The 17,261-nt window shown below is 40.1% G+C and carries 15 protein-coding genes and 2 pseudogenes; 6 read left to right on the forward strand and 11 right to left on the reverse strand.

The window, feature by feature from the left end; all coding sequences use genetic code 11:
• Positions 1-62: 62 nt before the first annotated feature.
• Both AC4MC0_RS07780 and AC4MC0_RS07785 read left to right on the forward strand, forming a co-directional pair.
• A pseudogene (locus tag AC4MC0_RS07780) lies at positions 63-1,019 on the forward strand (DUF1302 domain-containing protein); the annotation flags it as partial.
• A pseudogene (locus AC4MC0_RS07785) lies at positions 1,010-1,369 on the forward strand (citrate/2-methylcitrate synthase); the annotation flags it as partial. The pseudogenes AC4MC0_RS07780 and AC4MC0_RS07785, both read left to right, overlap by 10 nt.
• Before the next feature lie 359 nt (positions 1,370-1,728).
• Here AC4MC0_RS07785 and AC4MC0_RS07790 read toward each other — a convergent pair.
• From AC4MC0_RS07790 to AC4MC0_RS07800, 3 genes are all read right to left on the reverse strand, one after another.
• The gene (locus AC4MC0_RS07790; RefSeq protein ID WP_419283184.1) at positions 1,729-2,355 is read right to left on the reverse strand and encodes an aminotransferase; all 627 of its coding nucleotides are present in this window, start codon (positions 2,353-2,355) and stop codon (positions 1,729-1,731) included.
• A gap of 78 nt (positions 2,356-2,433) precedes the next feature.
• Positions 2,434-2,916: a CinA family protein gene (locus AC4MC0_RS07795; protein WP_039889870.1), complete on the reverse strand. Its 483-nt coding sequence runs from the start codon at positions 2,914-2,916 to the stop codon at positions 2,434-2,436.
• Between the two features lie 44 nt (positions 2,917-2,960).
• Entirely contained in the window at positions 2,961-3,611 is a 651-nt protein-coding gene (locus AC4MC0_RS07800) for an A1S_1983 family putative colistin resistance protein (RefSeq protein ID WP_039889644.1), read from the reverse strand.
• Between the two features lie 101 nt (positions 3,612-3,712).
• On the opposite strand from AC4MC0_RS07800, the gene ispF reads away from it, so the two are divergent.
• Positions 3,713-4,201 (forward strand): 2-C-methyl-D-erythritol 2,4-cyclodiphosphate synthase, encoded by a 489-nt coding sequence (gene ispF, locus AC4MC0_RS07805; RefSeq protein WP_004979990.1) that lies wholly within the window; start codon positions 3,713-3,715, stop codon positions 4,199-4,201.
• Here the strand turns inward: ispF and AC4MC0_RS07810 are convergent.
• The 6 genes from AC4MC0_RS07810 to AC4MC0_RS07835 form a co-directional block, all read right to left on the reverse strand.
• Positions 4,189-4,713: a protein tyrosine phosphatase family protein gene (locus AC4MC0_RS07810; protein WP_419283186.1), complete on the reverse strand. Its 525-nt coding sequence runs from the start codon at positions 4,711-4,713 to the stop codon at positions 4,189-4,191. The genes ispF and AC4MC0_RS07810 overlap by 13 nt on opposite strands.
• Positions 4,714-4,769: 56 nt before the next feature.
• Positions 4,770-5,861, reverse strand: a complete 1,092-nt coding sequence (locus tag AC4MC0_RS07815) for a 3-deoxy-7-phosphoheptulonate synthase (RefSeq protein ID WP_010326598.1) — start codon at positions 5,859-5,861, stop codon at positions 4,770-4,772.
• A gap of 139 nt (positions 5,862-6,000) precedes the next feature.
• Entirely contained in the window at positions 6,001-6,897 is an 897-nt protein-coding gene (locus AC4MC0_RS07820; RefSeq protein ID WP_491887445.1) for a sulfite exporter TauE/SafE family protein, read from the reverse strand.
• A 106-nt stretch (positions 6,898-7,003) separates the two neighbouring features.
• Complete coding sequence (locus AC4MC0_RS07825) at positions 7,004-7,597, reverse strand: hypothetical protein (protein WP_411935272.1); 594 nt, start codon at positions 7,595-7,597, stop codon at positions 7,004-7,006.
• A 196-nt stretch (positions 7,598-7,793) separates the two neighbouring features.
• On the reverse strand, positions 7,794-8,087 hold the full coding sequence (locus AC4MC0_RS07830; RefSeq protein ID WP_411935273.1) for a hypothetical protein: 294 nt from the start codon (positions 8,085-8,087) through the stop codon (positions 7,794-7,796).
• The gene (locus tag AC4MC0_RS07835) at positions 8,084-9,643 is read right to left on the reverse strand and encodes a PepSY-associated TM helix domain-containing protein (RefSeq protein WP_411935274.1); all 1,560 of its coding nucleotides are present in this window, start codon (positions 9,641-9,643) and stop codon (positions 8,084-8,086) included. The genes AC4MC0_RS07830 and AC4MC0_RS07835 overlap by 4 nt, the downstream gene beginning before the upstream one ends.
• A gap of 683 nt (positions 9,644-10,326) precedes the next feature.
• Here AC4MC0_RS07835 and lpxB point away from each other — a divergent pair.
• Positions 10,327-11,499: a lipid-A-disaccharide synthase gene (lpxB, locus tag AC4MC0_RS07840; RefSeq protein WP_078425638.1), complete on the forward strand. Its 1,173-nt coding sequence runs from the start codon at positions 10,327-10,329 to the stop codon at positions 11,497-11,499.
• Between the two features lie 69 nt (positions 11,500-11,568).
• Here the strand turns inward: lpxB and AC4MC0_RS07845 are convergent, their stop codons facing one another.
• Positions 11,569-13,773, reverse strand: coding sequence for an OsmC domain/YcaO domain-containing protein (locus AC4MC0_RS07845; RefSeq protein WP_279702167.1), 2,205 nt, complete (start codon positions 13,771-13,773; stop codon positions 11,569-11,571).
• A gap of 282 nt (positions 13,774-14,055) precedes the next feature.
• Positions 14,056-14,988, reverse strand: a complete 933-nt coding sequence (locus AC4MC0_RS07850; RefSeq protein ID WP_491887446.1) for a helix-turn-helix transcriptional regulator — start codon at positions 14,986-14,988, stop codon at positions 14,056-14,058.
• Positions 14,989-15,157: 169 nt separating this feature from the next.
• Here AC4MC0_RS07850 and AC4MC0_RS07855 point away from each other — a divergent pair, with 169 nt between their 5' ends.
• The gene (locus tag AC4MC0_RS07855) at positions 15,158-16,354 is read left to right on the forward strand and encodes an alkane 1-monooxygenase (RefSeq protein WP_010326608.1); all 1,197 of its coding nucleotides are present in this window, start codon (positions 15,158-15,160) and stop codon (positions 16,352-16,354) included.
• A gap of 167 nt (positions 16,355-16,521) precedes the next feature.
• Positions 16,522-16,989, forward strand: coding sequence for a Cys-tRNA(Pro) deacylase (ybaK, locus tag AC4MC0_RS07860; RefSeq protein WP_005399552.1), 468 nt, complete (start codon positions 16,522-16,524; stop codon positions 16,987-16,989).
• Positions 16,990-17,261: the final 272 nt, after the last annotated feature.

Genomic DNA, 17,261 nt, shown 5'->3' on the forward strand with positions numbered 1-17,261 from the left:
TAGCGTTTGTATGGAAATAAAACACAGTATTTAAAAATAAATCATATCGATATGGAGATGATATGGTCGGTCAATTTGTGTCTTTAAACAGACAAAATCATCATATTTCATTGATGAAAAAAACGGTTCTTTGTTTAAGCCTTGCTTTAGTGATCTCGGAAGTTTCAGCAGCGAGTTTTGATCTCAATGAGGAATGGAAGCTTGAAACCAAAACCGTTCTTAGCTTTGGGACAAACTGGAGTACCCAAGAGGCGTCTAGTTCACTGGTCTATAAACCTGATGCAAACCATATTGGAAAAGAAGGCCATAGCATTGATATCAATGGTGATGACGGTCGCGTGAACTTTAATGAAGGCGATGTGATTTCACAAGTGGTGAAAGGTTTTACCGAGCTGAACTTAAAAGGAAAACAGCAGGGTGCAGTGGTCAGTGCGAAGTATTGGTATGACCATGCTTATGAAACAGGTGAAGGCGATTTAAAAGCTTTTGATGATTCAGCGTGGCCCCGACTGGCGAAATTTAAGGGCATCGACCTGTGGGATGCCTATGTTTGGAAAAACTTTGCTTTAGATAATGGGCAAAGTGCCAATATTAAACTGGGCAAACATACCTTACAGTGGGGCAAGTCACAATTCTTCCAAAATGGACTCAATAGTGTCAGTGCTTTTGATTATGCTGCGATGAATCGCCCCGGTGGTGATGCACGAGAGCGTGTGATTCCAACCGAAATGTTTTCCTTTGAAGCTGGGATCAATGAACATTTAAAATTTGAAGGTTTCTATCAATTTAAGTTTAGACCGTCTGTGGTCGATGGTTGTGGGACATTCTTTGCAATTTCAGACTTTGTGCCAGAAAACGGTGGGCCAATCGTCATTACCGTGATGCCGGGCGATAAACTTACCGATACGGCTTTAGATGCCAAATCTTATATTCCACGTAGTGAAAGCCGTTATGCCAAAGACAGCGGACAGTATGGTTTTTCCTTAAAGCAAACGTTGCCCAAGTTGAAGGACATGCAATCTACAAAGACAATGACCCACGTAATGGCATCATTAAAATTTGGTCAGAGCGCTTAGCGAAAGATGTCGGTGACACGGTACTGTATCCAGTATCAGTACGTTGTGAAGAAGTGATGTGGCGTGAGAAGAAATTATTCTGTAATGCAGACTTCTTCCATGCATCGGCATACCACTTCATGGATATCGCGACCAAACTATTCACACCAATCTTCGTGATGAGCCGTGTCACAGGTTGGGCTGCTCATGTGATGGAACAACGTGCAGACAACCGTATCATTCGCCCAAGTGCGGACTATACGGGGCCTGAACTGCGTAAAGTGGTGCCGATTGAGGAGCGTTCAGCGGCTTAATATGAAGCTCTGATACATTATAAAAAAGCCTCTTCGGAGTAATGCCAGTCAGTAAAGGGTTTTAGAAGTAAAGCCCTTAGCTTTTTAGTTATGCACGACGGAGTCTTATATTTTTAAATCATATACTTGGAGCTCATCTATTACTTTGGATAAGCCCAAAGTAATCAAAAGCATTTGTCATCCGCAAAACTCGCCAAATCCATTTTATTGATTAATTAATCGCAGAAAACTTACTTTTTTAAAATAGTTTTGCCTCGAACAGTTGCGGATGACGTTTCCGTGTATCGAATAACATTATGAATTTAAAAATAAAATCCCAGTCAGTTTCTTCACTGACTGTCATTACCTCTTCTGAGGCTTTATTTTTTAGGCATCAATAAAACAGGATCTTCAATGTTATAACCTGTTTCAAAAGGAATCCCGAGATATTGAGCAGTCACTAACGCTTTTTGTTGATTAGGAACTTTATAACTTTGTGAAATGCGCAGCCCATTTTTATAGTCCACCGCCTTGTGTATGGGACTTTTCAAATTGTTGTATTTCACTTGATATTGATAGCTAAACTTCGGGATGGAGATTTTAGGATCATACCAAGAGGGTTCTTTTGAAGTCTTTTTACTAATGACTCGAATTTTAACCTGCTTGGGTGGAATTGGCGTTAAAGCTTTGAGTCGTTTTTTTATTTTTGCAATGTCACGGTCAAACTTTTGACTGTCTTGATCATAGTCAATTTTTTGAGTTTTTGGATTGATATATAAAGATTTTACTTCAATCAGTTTGGAGGGAGTTTTGCTGTTAAGTTGATAATAATACAATTGTGGCAAACGACCACGACCATCTAAATAATGTCGCATCACATAAATTTTTTGATCAGCTTGGTCGAGTCCTAAAACTTCAATATTTTGTGGTCCACCTACAGTTGCAAAACTGTGGCTTGAAAAAAGTAAGGTGCTGAAAACTAGCGGATGGATTATTTTCATCATCACGAGGCGCTTCACATTTTTATTGATTATGGTTCAGTTTAAGGGTTCTAAATGTAGAAAAATCAAATTTAGTGTAAAGATTTAAGTATTTTGAATACGTTCAATGACCATTTGAGCGACGTTTTTCGTAAGTTGATCAAGTCGCTCGAGTGCACTGCCTAGCAGTAAATAATGGTAAGTACTTAAACTGTTTTGATAATGAATGGTAATATAAAAGGTGCCTTCTGGTTTTTCAGGCGTTGCACTTCCACCAGGTTTGAGCAACCCTGTACAGGAGACAATAATATCGGCATGACGAAATAGTCGATGCCCGTGAAGTGCCATAGCTTCAGTGACTTCAATTGACTCCGCTGTATATTGCTGAATAAGTGCAGGATCAATCTTTAAAATTTCACATTTGATGCTGGGGTCATAACTGACCAGTCCACCGAGTAAAATGTCTGCTCCGCTATGTTTATAAATCGAAAACTGACTGGATAGATAACCTGAACTGGCACTTTCGATAAAAGCAATGGTCAATTTTTTTTGTTCTAGGAGGTTGCAGCATTGCTTGAGTACTTGCACGACTTTAGCCTCCCGATGTTCATTATTTTGATCTGTTTGACAGCTTAGTCATAAATACGGTAAACACCGACAAAACGATTACATGCTTTACTTTCACTTTTTACAGAAAGAATGGCTTTTTGAAAGTTGAACTGGTAGTGGCAGTTGTTTTCATTATCCGTAATGTCTTGCTTTTGATCGGGTGTAGTGTAGGCCAAAAATGAAATGGTTTGGGTTTCTATGCGGTTATTGGGGCTACGATATGCAACGCCTTCGATCTTAATTTTATCTTTGGATAGCTGATGCACTTGTAGGTGCACAGGTTGTTTGGCAATGGCCCCATGTTCAAACTTTAAATAGTGTTGCGTCAAACTTTGATTTAATGATGTGTAGAAGTTCAGATCATCAATTCTAAAATCGATCTGCTGTTGATAGCATGCTAAGGATTTACACTGCTGTAGGCGGTTTAACCATAGCTGATGGGTATCGACCAATAAACGCTGAGGGGCGTCACTGATTAAAAAAGCAGTCATTGATTGCGTGTCTAATTTTTGTCGAATGTCTTTGAATTGATCGCTACAGATCTTTTTAAAGCTAGACGAAGTCGGATCATCACAGTCAATGACTTGAGCATAACTAAAGCTGGTACAAAGACAACTTAGACACACTAAAATACTAAATTTTTTCATAAGTTTTATGTCGGTTTTCAACAGCATGATCGCTTATACTTTCACTATGTTGCGCTGCTTGTAACTATAGCGAAAGAGAAAGCGTGAATACAAGATTTCAATCATTTATTTCTTAAAGGAAACTGAGCATGGTTGCACATATTCGAATTGGACAGGGACTTGATGTACATGCTTTTGAAGAGGGTGAATTTGTCACACTGGCAGGTATTCAAATTCCACATACACACGGCTTAAAAGCACATTCAGATGGTGATGTGGTTTTGCATGCTTTAACAGATGCATTATTGGGTGCGTTGGCTTTAGGGGATATTGGTCAGCATTTTCCCGATACCGATCCTCGCTTTAAAGGAGCAGACAGTCGAGTATTACTCAAACATGTCTATCAGCTCATTCTAGATCGTGGTTATCAGTTAAATAATGCAGACATTACTGTGGCATGCGAACGACCGAAGTTGGCACCGCATAATTTAGCGATGCGCCAAAGCATTGCAGACGTTCTTGATGTTGAAATCACGCAGATTAGCATCAAAGCAACGACCACGGAAAAACTGGGCTTTACGGGTCGTCAGGAAGGTATTTTATCTACAGCTACAGTGCTGATTTCTCACGCAAAATGATCAGGATTGATCATAGCCAGCTTTAATTCTTGTGTTGCTTTACGACCTTGAAGTTGTAAGGCAACAGCATGCGCCAAACCTGTCCATGTGTCATTCGGTTCCCAAATTTGATGCATGGCTTCATGTGCGGTTGGCATATCGATATTCATATAATATTGACGATATAAATACATCAAACTACTGACGCGATAATTTTCTGAACAATGAACCCAAATGGTTTGTTCTTGCACCAAATGATCAATCATATCTAAGACCAATAAGCATTGATCATCAGATGGTGTATCCCATGAAATCGGTACATGTATATAGTTCAAACCGAGCTCTAAACAGATTTGATCTTCATTCGCTAAATAGTTATTGCTATTACTGAGCGCAAGATTGATGACCGTGTTTACACCATACTCTTTAATTTGCTGTAATTGCTCAGCAGTCGGTTGTCCAGAAGTAAACAAATGCTCGTGGATAAATTGAAAATTAAGTGTTTGGGTTAAGTGTGTTTCAATAGCGTTCATAATTATTTCTTAATCTTAGAATGAAAAACGCCATCCGAAGATGGCGTTTTAAAAACTTAACGGTTCGGTAAAACGTCTTTGAGTGCTTCGTGCATCTCTAGTAATACCTTTTCTGTGGTATCCCAGTCAATACAACCATCGGTTACTGACTTGCCGTATTCAAGATCGCATAGGTTTTCAGGAATTTCCTGACGACCACCTTTCAGGTGACTTTCAACCATAATGCCGATAATAGATTTATTTCCATCAATAATTTGTTCGGTAATATTTTTCAGAACAAGCGGTTGAAGGAACGGGTCTTTATTCGAGTTTGCATGACTGGTGTCAATCATGATTTTGGTGCTGACTTTCGCTTTAGCCAATGCTGCTTCTGCTTCTGCTACAGAACCAGCATCGTAGTTTGGCTTACCGTTACCACCACGAAGTACCACGTGTGCATACGGGTTACCTGAAGTACGAATCACAGAGACTTGGCCTTGGTTGTTTAGGCCTAAGAAGTGGTGTCCATGTTTAACAGACTGCATTGCATTCGTTGCAACAGTTAAACCGCCGTCTGTACCATTTTTGAAACCTACAGGTGAAGATAAACCTGAAGACATTTCACGGTGTGTTTGGCTTTCAGTGGTACGTGCACCAATCGCTGACCAAGAGATTAAGTCTTGGTAGTACTGTGGTGAGTTTGGATCGAGTGCTTCAGTCGCACATGGCAAGCCTTTTTCATTTAACTCAACCAAAAGTTTACGACCAATGCGTAAACCTTTTTCAATGTTGAATGAGTCATTCATGTCAGGGTCATTGATCAGACCTTTCCAACCCACTGTGGTACGTGGTTTTTCAAAATAAACACGCATTACGATATAGATTGAGTCTTTAATTTTATCGCTTAAAACTTTTAAACGGTCTGCGTATTCGTGAGCAGCAACTGGGTCATGAATTGAACATGGGCCAATCACAACAAAAATGCGTTTGTCTTTACCATCTAAAATATTGCGAATCGTTTCACGACCGTGAAGTACAGTTTGATATGCAGACTCAGTGAGAGGCAATTCAGTTTTTAATTCCGCTGGGGTAACTAGCGGATGAATGCTTTGTAAATTCACGTCATCGATGTCGTTTTGGGTAATAGAGTTTGACTGTAGAGTATTCATTGCCGTCACTGGTTCGATCGTATTAAGTTGCTTTATAAGCTGAATATAACACGGTTTAGCTGATAAAAGGTTATAAAAAAGTCGAATGAATCTTTGAAAAAAAAGTGATGAATCTTAGGTTTATTTTAAATCAGAATGCCTACACTGAGGCATTCTTAACTGTTGAAATTTGAATGACTTGAGCGGTTTCAGCTGGCTTCACTGGTTTGACTTTGATCGGATTCAACATGAAGTTGACACCCAGCGCAAACAGAGTAATACCCAACACTTTACGGATGATTTTTTCAGGAAGGCGTGAACTAATCAGTGTTCCAATAATAATTGCTGGAATAGACCCCACCAATAACCACATAAGGAGGTGGAAGTCGACGTTGCCTGAAGTCATATGACCCATACCTGCAACGAACGTAAGTAACACCGCATGCACAACATCAGAACCAATAATACGAATCATCGGTAGGTTGGGGAACATAATCACCAAAGCCATGATTCCGAAAGCACCTGCACCAACTGATGATAGTGTCACGAAGACCCCAAGAACCACACCCATCATCACAATGTACTTACGTTTATTGCTGGTTTGAAGCTGAACTTTTTCTAAGTTTTCAGTCATGTCTGGGAGTTCATCTTTACGTAATTTGTTGAAAAATTTTTCAATTTGATTACGGAAGACAATGGATAAACCTGTAATGGTCAACATGAAGCCTAAAACCATGGTGAGCACGGCTTTATAGTGGGTAGATTGGCTCAAATAGTTGTCGAGTACCCAGTGTGTTGCAAAGGAAGCAGGAATACTGCCAATTGCAAGCCAAAGCACAATCGGCCACACAATATTTAGCTTTTTGGCATGTACAAATGAACCACAGAATTTTGAAATTGCGGCATAGAGCAAGTCTGTACCAATGGCAATGTGAGGTTCAATTCTGAAAAGGCTAATGAGGATCGGTGTCATTAAAGAACCGCCACCCACACCAGTAATTCCCACACAAAAACCGACTAAAACACCTGCGAGAATAAATTCGAGTGGACCAAACATTGTTATATGCCAAAATATCAAAAAACGTGCATATCTTATGACGTTTTCATATAAGTCGTTGTCTTGATTGTTGATTTACTTATTCTAAAAAGAGATATAGGAGTTATTATTTGAGCTGTATCCGTGCTTTTATTTTTAAGCCTGCAATTGTCAGCAACCACCATAGATTGAGACTTATGAGTGTTCGTAGAACATAAAGAGGGGCTAGCTGATGCTTTTTCCATTGCTCAAAATCCGCTGCGGTCGAGCTATAGGCCATATCTAAGTGCTGCTGACATGGATTAGCTAATGTGATCTGTTGAATAAACACCTCCTTTTTGGTGTTTTTTAGATTCCAAAAAATGCGCTCCAAATAGTAAACCTCGACCTGCTTTGCCGTAAATTGGTGACGATGTGATGACTGGTCACATAGTGTTTGAACAGGTTCTCCCATCAATGCGCAGTTTGCGATCCATAAATGATGCTGTTGTTTAAATTTCAACGTGCTGATTCGTCCTTTACCAACTTCAACGGTGATTTCATCAAAGGTTTTACTCTGAATCTGAGTGGGGATCCAGCTGCTTGGGAAACAAATAAATACAAGCAAATTGAAAATGAGGGAAATAAAAAGTGTCCAGCCAAAATGATGCTTCGACCAACTGCAGAGCTGTTGAAAGGGGGTGATGATTTCTTGTTGTAACCAATCTAAAGCTGAGTGCAATGTTTGTCCCGTGAAAAAAGGTTTAAAAGTGCTTATTATTGAGCGTGTTATAACTAAAAAATCACGATGCTTCAACTTAAATGATTTTGATTAGGCTCTAAAATTCTGTTGCAATGGTTCTGGTTCATATATTTACACACCTTTTTATTTGGCTCATGAACCAAATATAAAGGCATGTGAGTTGAAATGTAAGTGATTATTTGGATTGAGTTTTTTTTGGTTTTAAATCGTTGATGTTCAGAATCAGTATAAAAAGTATCGGGGTTGCAAATACAAATAAACTGACACTTCCCACACCGCGGCCCGTGAATTGAATCAATAAAATTAATGTCGCGGCCAGTACACCAAAAGCCAGATATCGGCAGATTTGATAATGTTCTGCACACTTGGCCCAACGTGACTTTTGAGTTTTTGGACGTTGCTTATCGCTCACCAGAAATAATACATAGCACGCGAAAGTGATGAGAAGTCCTGCAATCAAGTAGATCATGAATTGGGCTCCTGAACTGCAGTATTGGCATATTTTTTCTGAATTTTTTGTACTGCTTTTTGTTGAATGGGCTGGATTTTTTGATGTAAAAAAATAGCCAATATCGCAAGGATGATGATCATAAGATCAACTCGCAAGAATAACCAATATTCATGTAAGTCATGTACATATTGGTGGCTGATTAAATAGTAAAGATTGAAAATAGGCAAAGATACAGCCAGTAAAATGAAGACCTTCAATTGAGTTTTCCAAAGGTGTTGCTGTGGAGTGAGCAATGCAATGACTAAACTAAGTAACCAAGTGCCGAAAAATGCGTAAATTTCGTAGTTGGGTTGACCAGCTTCTAACTGAAGTAAACGGTTTGCACAAAGATAACTGAGCATAGCAATCGGCAAGCCAATGATGGCAGCCGTATTTAGGCGGTTAACCACATAATGTCCAAAGTGGAAACTTTGTTTTTTATTTTGTAGCTGACGTTTTAAGCTCCAGAGTAAAAGCCCAGACGCAATCATGGCACACCCTAAAAGCCCTGAGAAGAATAACGAAAAGCGTAATAAGGGCTGCGCAAAGTGTGCCATATGTAAACCATAGACTCCATTATTGAGCGTGGCAATTGCACTCTTATTTCGAGTGTCTCCAAGCAGGGCACCAGATTCGCCGTTAAAGCTGAGTTGGGCTTTGTTTCGTGTGATGCTTCGGTCAGTTGACTCAACCAAGTTCACCTGAGCGATATTGGTATTGGGGTGTTTGACCGTAATATTGTCAATTTCTGTTTTACCCCAACGCTGCTCAGATTGTTGTATGAAGTATTCAATTGGTCGCATCGTAGCAGGTGTCGGTTTAGCCTCAGAGCTGATACTAATATTTCTAATTTCATCAAAATACTGGAACGGTTGCTCTGGATAGAGTTTCTTCATGCCATTGGGAAGAATGAGATAAAAGAAAATGGCTAAACCAGTGAATGTAATGGTCAGGAAAAAGGGCAAAGCAATGACAGAGGTGACATTGTGAAAGTCTAGATACGAGCGTTGCCCCTTGAAGGCTCTTAGGGTAAAGAATTCGGTGAATATCTTTTTGTGTGTGATGACGCCTGAAATGAGGATGATCAACATTAAGAAGGCCGCAATCGTGACTAATAGCCTACCGATAAAATAGGGCACACCATACAGCTGATAGTGAAAGCCATAGAAAAACTCACCTCCTTGGGTTGCTGACAAGGTGACTTCTTTACCTGTGTTCGCATCCAAAGTCTTATTTTCGTAGCCACCATCGGCCTTTTGCCAGTAGATTTTATTAACAGGTGAACTAGGACTAGCTACGTCGATATACCAACTTTGCGCATCTGCGGCATTTTTTTGTAAGTATTGATATGCCGATTTCATCGCAGTGTCTTGTTTGACTTGCATGGTGGCAAATTGAGGTTGCATCCACAAATTTATTTCATGACGGTAATAGGTCGCAGCACCTGTTAAAAAAATGGCAAATAATAACCATCCCAGTGTTAGTCCAAGCCAAGAGTGTAGCCATGCCATTGACTGGCGAACAGATTTTTGCATGGTTTAACCTACGAACTTCAGCAATAGAAAAAAGCAAAGGGAAAGAGAAATAGTTGAAGCGCTTAACTTTTTCAGGGATTGAACACAAAAGCTCAAAATGACAAAAATGATAAAGAAAATAAGAGATAGAAAAGCCGCCAAATAAATGGATTCTGCTTTAGCTAAGTGAGGGTAAAAACTAAGGGTAAGCAGTTCTGATAACATGAATGTACATAAATAGCCTAAGCCAAATGCGATCAAAAACCGGAACATAACGGCTATAGGGTATTTAAGCTGACTTAGGGACATAAAGATCACATGAATGAAGTCATAAAGGGGGCTTAACGTTGTACTCACTAAGCATTGAACCTAAATTTAATATTTAAGCAAAACACAATCATTTCTATTATGCGTATGAGCAATCTACGTAGCCCAAATACTGGGATTAAGCAGCGTGAGTTGAGCAACAGAGTACATCTGAATTAACGATAATGATTCTCAGTAATTTTATGTTCTAATAGGCATCTTATGCAATATTTAAATGATCGAAAATTGAAATTAACTCGACTTTTTTTGTGCTCTTCATATGAATCAAATAGGTCACTCATTTTATATCTAGACCATAAAATAGAAAGACTCGACCAATACCCATCCCAAAAGACGCTATGTTATGATGCATGGGTTGAGAAATAAGGAATAATGCTTTGCAAAATCGGAAACTTAAAATTGGAATCGTAGTGGGTGAAGTATCAGGTGATACTTTAGGTGCTAAACTTATTCGCAGTTTTCGTGAGCAAGGAATTGATGCAGAATTTGAGGGTATTGGTGGCCCGCAAATGATTGCAGAGGGTTTCAAGAGCTTTTATCCGATGGATATTTTGTCTGTCATGGGGCTGGTTGAGGTTCTTAAAGACATTAAAAAGCTTTTTGCTGTACGTGATGGACTGGTAGAGAAGTGGACAGCCCATCCTGTCGATGTATTTATTGGCATCGATGCGCCAGACTTTAATCTGCGCCTTTCAAAAAGTTTAAAACAAAAACAATTGCCAATAAAAACCGTGCAGTATGTTAGTCCTTCCGTTTGGGCATGGCGTCAGGGACGGGTTCATGGCATCAAAGCTTCAATTGATTTGGTATTGTGTTTATTTCCGTTTGAAAAAGCATTTTATAAAAAATGGGATGTTCCTGCTGCGTTTGTAGGACACCCCTTGGCGAGCCAATTGCCTTTGGAAAACCCAATTTTACAAGCCAAAGAAGAACTGGGTTTAGATCTGACCCAAAAGCATATTGCCTTATTGCCGGGAAGCCGACGTGGTGAAATTGAAAAGCTCGGTCCACTGGTTTTAGATGCTGCAAAATTGCTCTACGCCAAATATCCAAACTATCGCTTTGTGATACCAGCAATCAATGATGCACGTAAGCAACAAATCGAAGCTTTGCTTACTCAGTATCCAAAAGCATTGGTCGATCAAATTGACTTGCTTGAAAACTCAGGCACCGAGTCGAAGATTGGCCGCCAAGTTATGAATGCCGCTAATATTGTAGCTTTGGCTTCAGGTACAGCAACTTTAGAAGCTATGCTGTTACACCGACCAATGGTGACCTTCTATAAGTTGAACTGGCTCACCTATCATGTGGTGAAATTCTTGATCAAGATTCAATATTATTCATTGCCGAATATTATTGCGGGCAAGAAAGTGATACAAGAATTAATTCAAAAAGATGCAACAGCTGAGAAATTGGCGGCTGAAATTGAAAAATTAATGAATATTGAAACCGCACAGATTCAGGCTATGCAGCACATTACCATGCATAAACAGTTACTTGCAGGTAATAGTGAAAACCCTGTTGAGGCGATTTTAAATATTTTAGATTAATTCTCTTTAAGACATCGTGATAGTGCAGTGAGAAACAACCCAAACGTATTTGGGTTGTTTCTTTTTATTTTAAGGTTTTAGTCCAACAGCCTTGGCACGTGCAGCGTGTAACTTTTTATAACTGTCGATTAAACGTAAGTGACGGTCTAAACCTTCAAGCTTCATACTGGTTTCTGTTAAACCATAGAAACGAATACGACCTTCAACTGTGCCTATTACCGCATCCATACGTTCATCACCGAACATACGGCGGAAGTTGGCTTCATATTCTTCCAGTTCCATGTCGTCATCCAGCATTACTTCGAGCACGACATTCATACACTGGTAGAACAGACCACGTTCAACGGTGTTGGTGTTGTATTGTAAGAATGCTTCAACCAAGTCTTTAGCTTCCTCAAACTGCTCTAATGCAAGATAGATGAGTAGTTTAAGTTCAAGCAGAGTCAATTGACCCCATTCGGTATTGTCATCAAACTCAATCCCGATCAAAGTCTTGATTTCAGTATAGTCGTCTAGCTCACATTCTTCTAAACGTTCAACCAGTACTTCGAGCTGATCGTCGTCTAAACGGTGTAAGTTGAGGATATCTTCACGATAAAGCAGTGCTTTGTTGGTGTTGTCCCAAACCAAGTCTTCAACCAAGTAAATTTCTGAGTAACCCGGTACCAAGATACGGCACGCCGTGGCACCTAAATGTTGGTAAATGGCCATATAGACTTCTTTGCCCATATTTTCCAAAATACCGAACAGTGCATCAGCTTCATCAGCATTTGAGTTTTGGCCTTGATTGGTAAAGTCCCACTCGACAAAGTCATAGTCCGATTTGGCACTAAAGAAACGCCATGACACCACACCACTTGAGTCAATGAAGTGCTCAACAAAGTTATTGGGTTCAGTGACCGCATTTGAGCTAAATGTTGGGCGAGGTAAGTCGTTCAGACCTTCAAAGCTACGGCCTTGAAGTAGCTCAGTTAAGCTGCGCTCAAGCGCAACTTCAAAGCTTGGGTGTGCGCCGAAAGAGGCGAATACACCACCTGTACGCGGGTTCATTAACGTCACACACATTACAGGGTATTGACCGCCTAGAGAAGCATCCTTCACCAGTACAGGGAAACCTTGCTCTTCTAAACCTTGGATGCCCGCTAAAATGCTAGGATATTTCGCTAAAACCTCTTGAGGTACATCTGGCAGGGTCAGTTCACCTTCCAAAATTTCACGTTTTACCGCACGCTCAAAAATTTCAGATAAGCACTGTACTTGTGCCTCAGCTAAGGTGTTTCCTGCACTCATGCCGTTACTAAGGTACAAGTTTTCAATCAAGTTTGATGGGAAGTAAACCACCTCAGCATCAGACTGGCGAACAAAAGGTAAAGCGCAAATACCGCGCTCAGTTTTCCCTGAGTTGGTGTCGTATAAATGCGTACCTAGCAGTTCTTCTTCAGGGTCATAAATTTCAAGGGTGTACTCATCCAGTACACCTTCAGGCATTTCACCATTTGGACCTGGCATGAACCATTTTTCATCTGGATAATGCACAAACTCGGCATTGGCAATGTCTTCACCCCAGAACTGGTCGTTATAGAAGAAGTTACAGTTCAGACGTTCAATGAACTCACCCAGCGCAGAAGCTAAAGCACTTTCTTTGCTTGACCCTTTACCGTTGGTAAAACACATTGGCGATTGAGCATCACGAATATGTAAAGACCACACATTTGGTACAATGTTACGCCAAGAAGCAATCTCAATTTTCATGCCTAGACCAGCCAAAATACCTGACATATTGGCAATGGTTTCTTCTAAAGGCAGATCCTTACCTGCAATGATGGTGCTGGTTTCAGAAGCAAGGCTTGGAATAAGTAGGGCTTGTGCATCGGCATCAATGCTTTCTACTTCTTCAATAATAAACTCAGGACCTGTTTGAATCACTTTTTTAACAGTACAACGGTCGATAGAGCGCAAAATACCTTGGCGATCTTTTTCTGAAATATCCGCTGGTAGCTCAACTTGAATTTTGAAGATTTGTTTATAGCGGTTTTCAGGGTCAACAATGTTGTTTTGTGACAAACGAATGTTGTCGGTTGGAATGTCACGTGCCAAACAATACACTTTGACAAAGTAAGCTGCACAAAGCGCAGAAGATGCTAAAAAGTAGTCAAATGGACCGGGTGCAGAGCCATCACCTTTGTAGCGAATCGGTTGATCGGCAATGACTGTAAAATCATCGAACTTCGCTTCTTGGCGAAGATTATCGAGATAATTAACCTTGATTTCCATGCTGGCACCTAAATTTTCTTATATGTCAGCATGGACATACAAGAGATAAAATATTGAAAAATAAGCCGAATCACGGATGGAAATTGGACTTAAAAAAGTGTGGCTAGAGCGAAAAAGAACAAACAAGCAGTGGTTTGAAGCCATCTCTAGCAAGGATGCGGGATATTATAGTGTGATTTTCACAAGATGCTAATCTTTGTCTGCAAGTTCAGGGTATTTATCTTGATGGACAAAGACATAAGCTTAGAGAAGATTGCTATTAAACCATTAAGGACGGGCACTTTAAGTTGGGTTTGGATTATTTCTATATTGGCTTGGGCTCATTTGATACTGTCGTTTAAAGCTTTGGCTAAAAGCCGTTTCTGAGTTGTATCCGACCCTATGTGCTATTTGCTGAATGCTACCTTGTCCATTACGCAGGTATTGGGCGGCTAAACGCAGACGGTGTTGTTGCAAATAAGCCAAAGGGCTAGTACCTAAAATTTGGCTAAACAATGTGGCAAATTTAGAACGTGACATACAACACTGTTCTGCAAGGGACTCAACGGTCCAAGGCTGTGCGGGTTCCGCATGAATTTTTGCAAGTGCATTGGAGAGTTCAGTGTGAGACAAAGCACTCAGCCAATTGTTCGAGTCTTGCAGCGCATCAATATAATCACGTACACATTCAATTAATAAAATACTTACCAAATGATCCAAAATTTTGTCACGACCCGGGCGTATGCGTTGCACTTCTAGAGCGAGAAATTGCAGTCCAATTTGCAACCATTCAGGAACCGTGCTGAGATCTTTGTGCTGAAGGTGAATAAACGCGGGTAAGGCCTGTACTAAAGGACGCGCCATAATGGGGTCCATATGTGCATGTAAGGCCAAGATCACAGTTTTTTGTTGTGTCGCATCACTGCCAAAAGAGACTTCTTTGTGTTGGTTTTGGGCAAATGAGTCAGAAATATCGAATACTTCTAACAGTTGGTCGGTAGTTGAGGAGCGACACTCATGACTTGGCCCCGAAGGGAGTAAGATCAAGTCTCCGACTTCAGCAACAATAATTTGTTTAGCATCTAAACAAATAGTGAGTTGTCCTTGAAGTACCGCATAGGCCATCATGGTTGATTGTTCAGTATAGCGAAAAGCCCACTCACCATGAGGTTTAAGGTAGAGGTACTCAGATTGGTTGAGGTGTATATCTTCAAAAATTTTACTTAAAGCATCCATACTTTACGATTTCTAGTCTTTATATCTTAGGCTTAATATTTGATTTAGGGTCAATTTAAGTCATTTCAGGCCAAGGACGATTACGCTGTTTTCTTGGACGTTAGCAACTGTTCTTTATGTCCCATTTCTAGAAATATAAAGGCATAACAAGAAAATTGGAAGAATGGTAATGAATGCATCAGTGAAAATGACGAATGCTAGCGTGGTCGTCAAAAATGCAGCAGGGATCGATAAAAAGCGTTTTGGTTGGTTATTGAGTCCTGGGCTTCCTGTGATTGGCATGGGCATTTTAGCGGGCTATCATTTTGGTCCGAAACCCACTAAGAAAATCTTCGCTTTGGGTGGGCCGCTGTTACTGCATGTCATTATTCCTGCGGTAGATGGTCTGGTCGGTGCAGATGAAAATAATCCTTCGGATGATGAAATTAAGGTCTTGGTAAATGACCCGTACTATGACCGTATTGTGAAATTGTTCATTCCGCTACAAATGGCAGCCAATTTGTTTGCAGGTTATGTGGTGACTCGCCAAAATGTATCGATGCTCGACCAAATATTATTGGGTGTTTCCATGGGGGCAATTAATGGAGTAGCAGTGAATACAGCACATGAGCTGTGTCACCGTCCTAAAAAATCAGATCATTATTGGTCGCATATGACTTTAGCTCCGTTGGTCTACAACCATTTCCGCATTGAGCATCCTTATGGGCACCATAAACGTGCTGCGACGCCAGAAGATCCTGCTTCATCGAAAATGGGGGAGACTTTTTATGAGTTTTGGCCGCGTACCGTTTTTGGTGGATTGAAGTCAGCAGTTGAAATTGAACATAAACGCCTAAAACGAAAAGGACTGTCTTTCTTCTCCAAAGAAAATGAACTGTTTCATGGATGGGCGATGAGTGCTGGTTTTCATGCAGTCATGTTGAAATTGTTTGGTAAAAAAGTGACGCCATATCTGGTGACACAAGCATTTTATGGTGTGAGTCTGTTTGAAATTATTAATTATATTGAACACTATGGTTTAAAGCGTAGTCAAAAGGAAGATGGCAGCTATGCGCGAACCATGCCTGAACACAGCTGGAATAATAACAACATTGTGACTAACTTATTCTTATACCAGTTACAACGCCATTCAGATCATCATGCCTATCCAACCCGCCCATTTCAGGCCTTAAGACATTTTGATGAAGCCCCAGAGCTACCGAGTGGTTATGCCACCATGTTAATTCCAGCGTTAATTCCAAAGCTGTGGTTTAAAATGATGGATCAACGAGTGTTTGATCACTACGAAGGTGATTTGACCAAAGCCAATATTTTGCCAAAGCGCCGTGCTCAAATCTTTAAGAAATTTGGATTAAGTGCTGACTAAACTGGGATATTTCAGAGATAACAAGCTGCATACATAGTTGACATCGGACTTACAGTCATTGATTCGTTGAGTGCCTGTAAGTTCGATGCTCATGATAGGCGTACCGCTAAACTTTCTTTTTGAATAGGCATATAATGCCGAGTATGTAGTGAAAATATTGAACAGAAATGACACCTGCAACCAAACTTTTAAAAGCCAATAAAATCGATTTTTCTATTCATGAATATGAACATGATGCTAATGCAAAAAGCTTCGGGCTCGAAGCCGCAGAAAAATTAAATCTACGTGTCGAAGAGGTGTTTAAAACACTGTTGGTGACCGACGAAAAAAACTATTTTGTTGCGATTCTTCCTGTACACCATCAGTTAAATTTGAAAAAAGTTGCACAGGCAGTGGGGGCAAAAAAACTAAAAATGTCCGACCCTAAAGATGCAGAACGACTGACCGGTTATTTGGTCGGTGGGATTAGTCCTGTTGGACAGAAAAAAAGGTTAAAAACCGTGATTGACCAAAGCGCAGTACAGTTGGAAAAATTATATGTCAGTGGGGGGAAGCGCGGCTTAGATATCGGTTTAAAACCTCAGGATTTAGCAAAAGTACTTTCAGCCACTTTTGCAGATGTACTGGATGAATAAAGAGCAGTGGCGTCTTCGCTGCTTCACCCCTATTTGATTTAAGCCTTGAACTCTTTTGAGTATTAATTTGAGCACAAATGAAAGCCCATTCAGGTGACTGAATGGGCTTTTCCTTATGAAATATAGGGAAATTTTATAGTTCGAATCAATTATAAATTCATAAACTATCATTTAAAGCTATGGTGTAATTTCGTATAGGCTTTATTAGAAAAACTGATTAAATTTTTAAAAGTATTAAAAAACAATAATATATGTTGGTTTAGTGCGTATTT

Source organism: Acinetobacter sp. CAU_H_S139_7 (assembly GCF_058599305.1).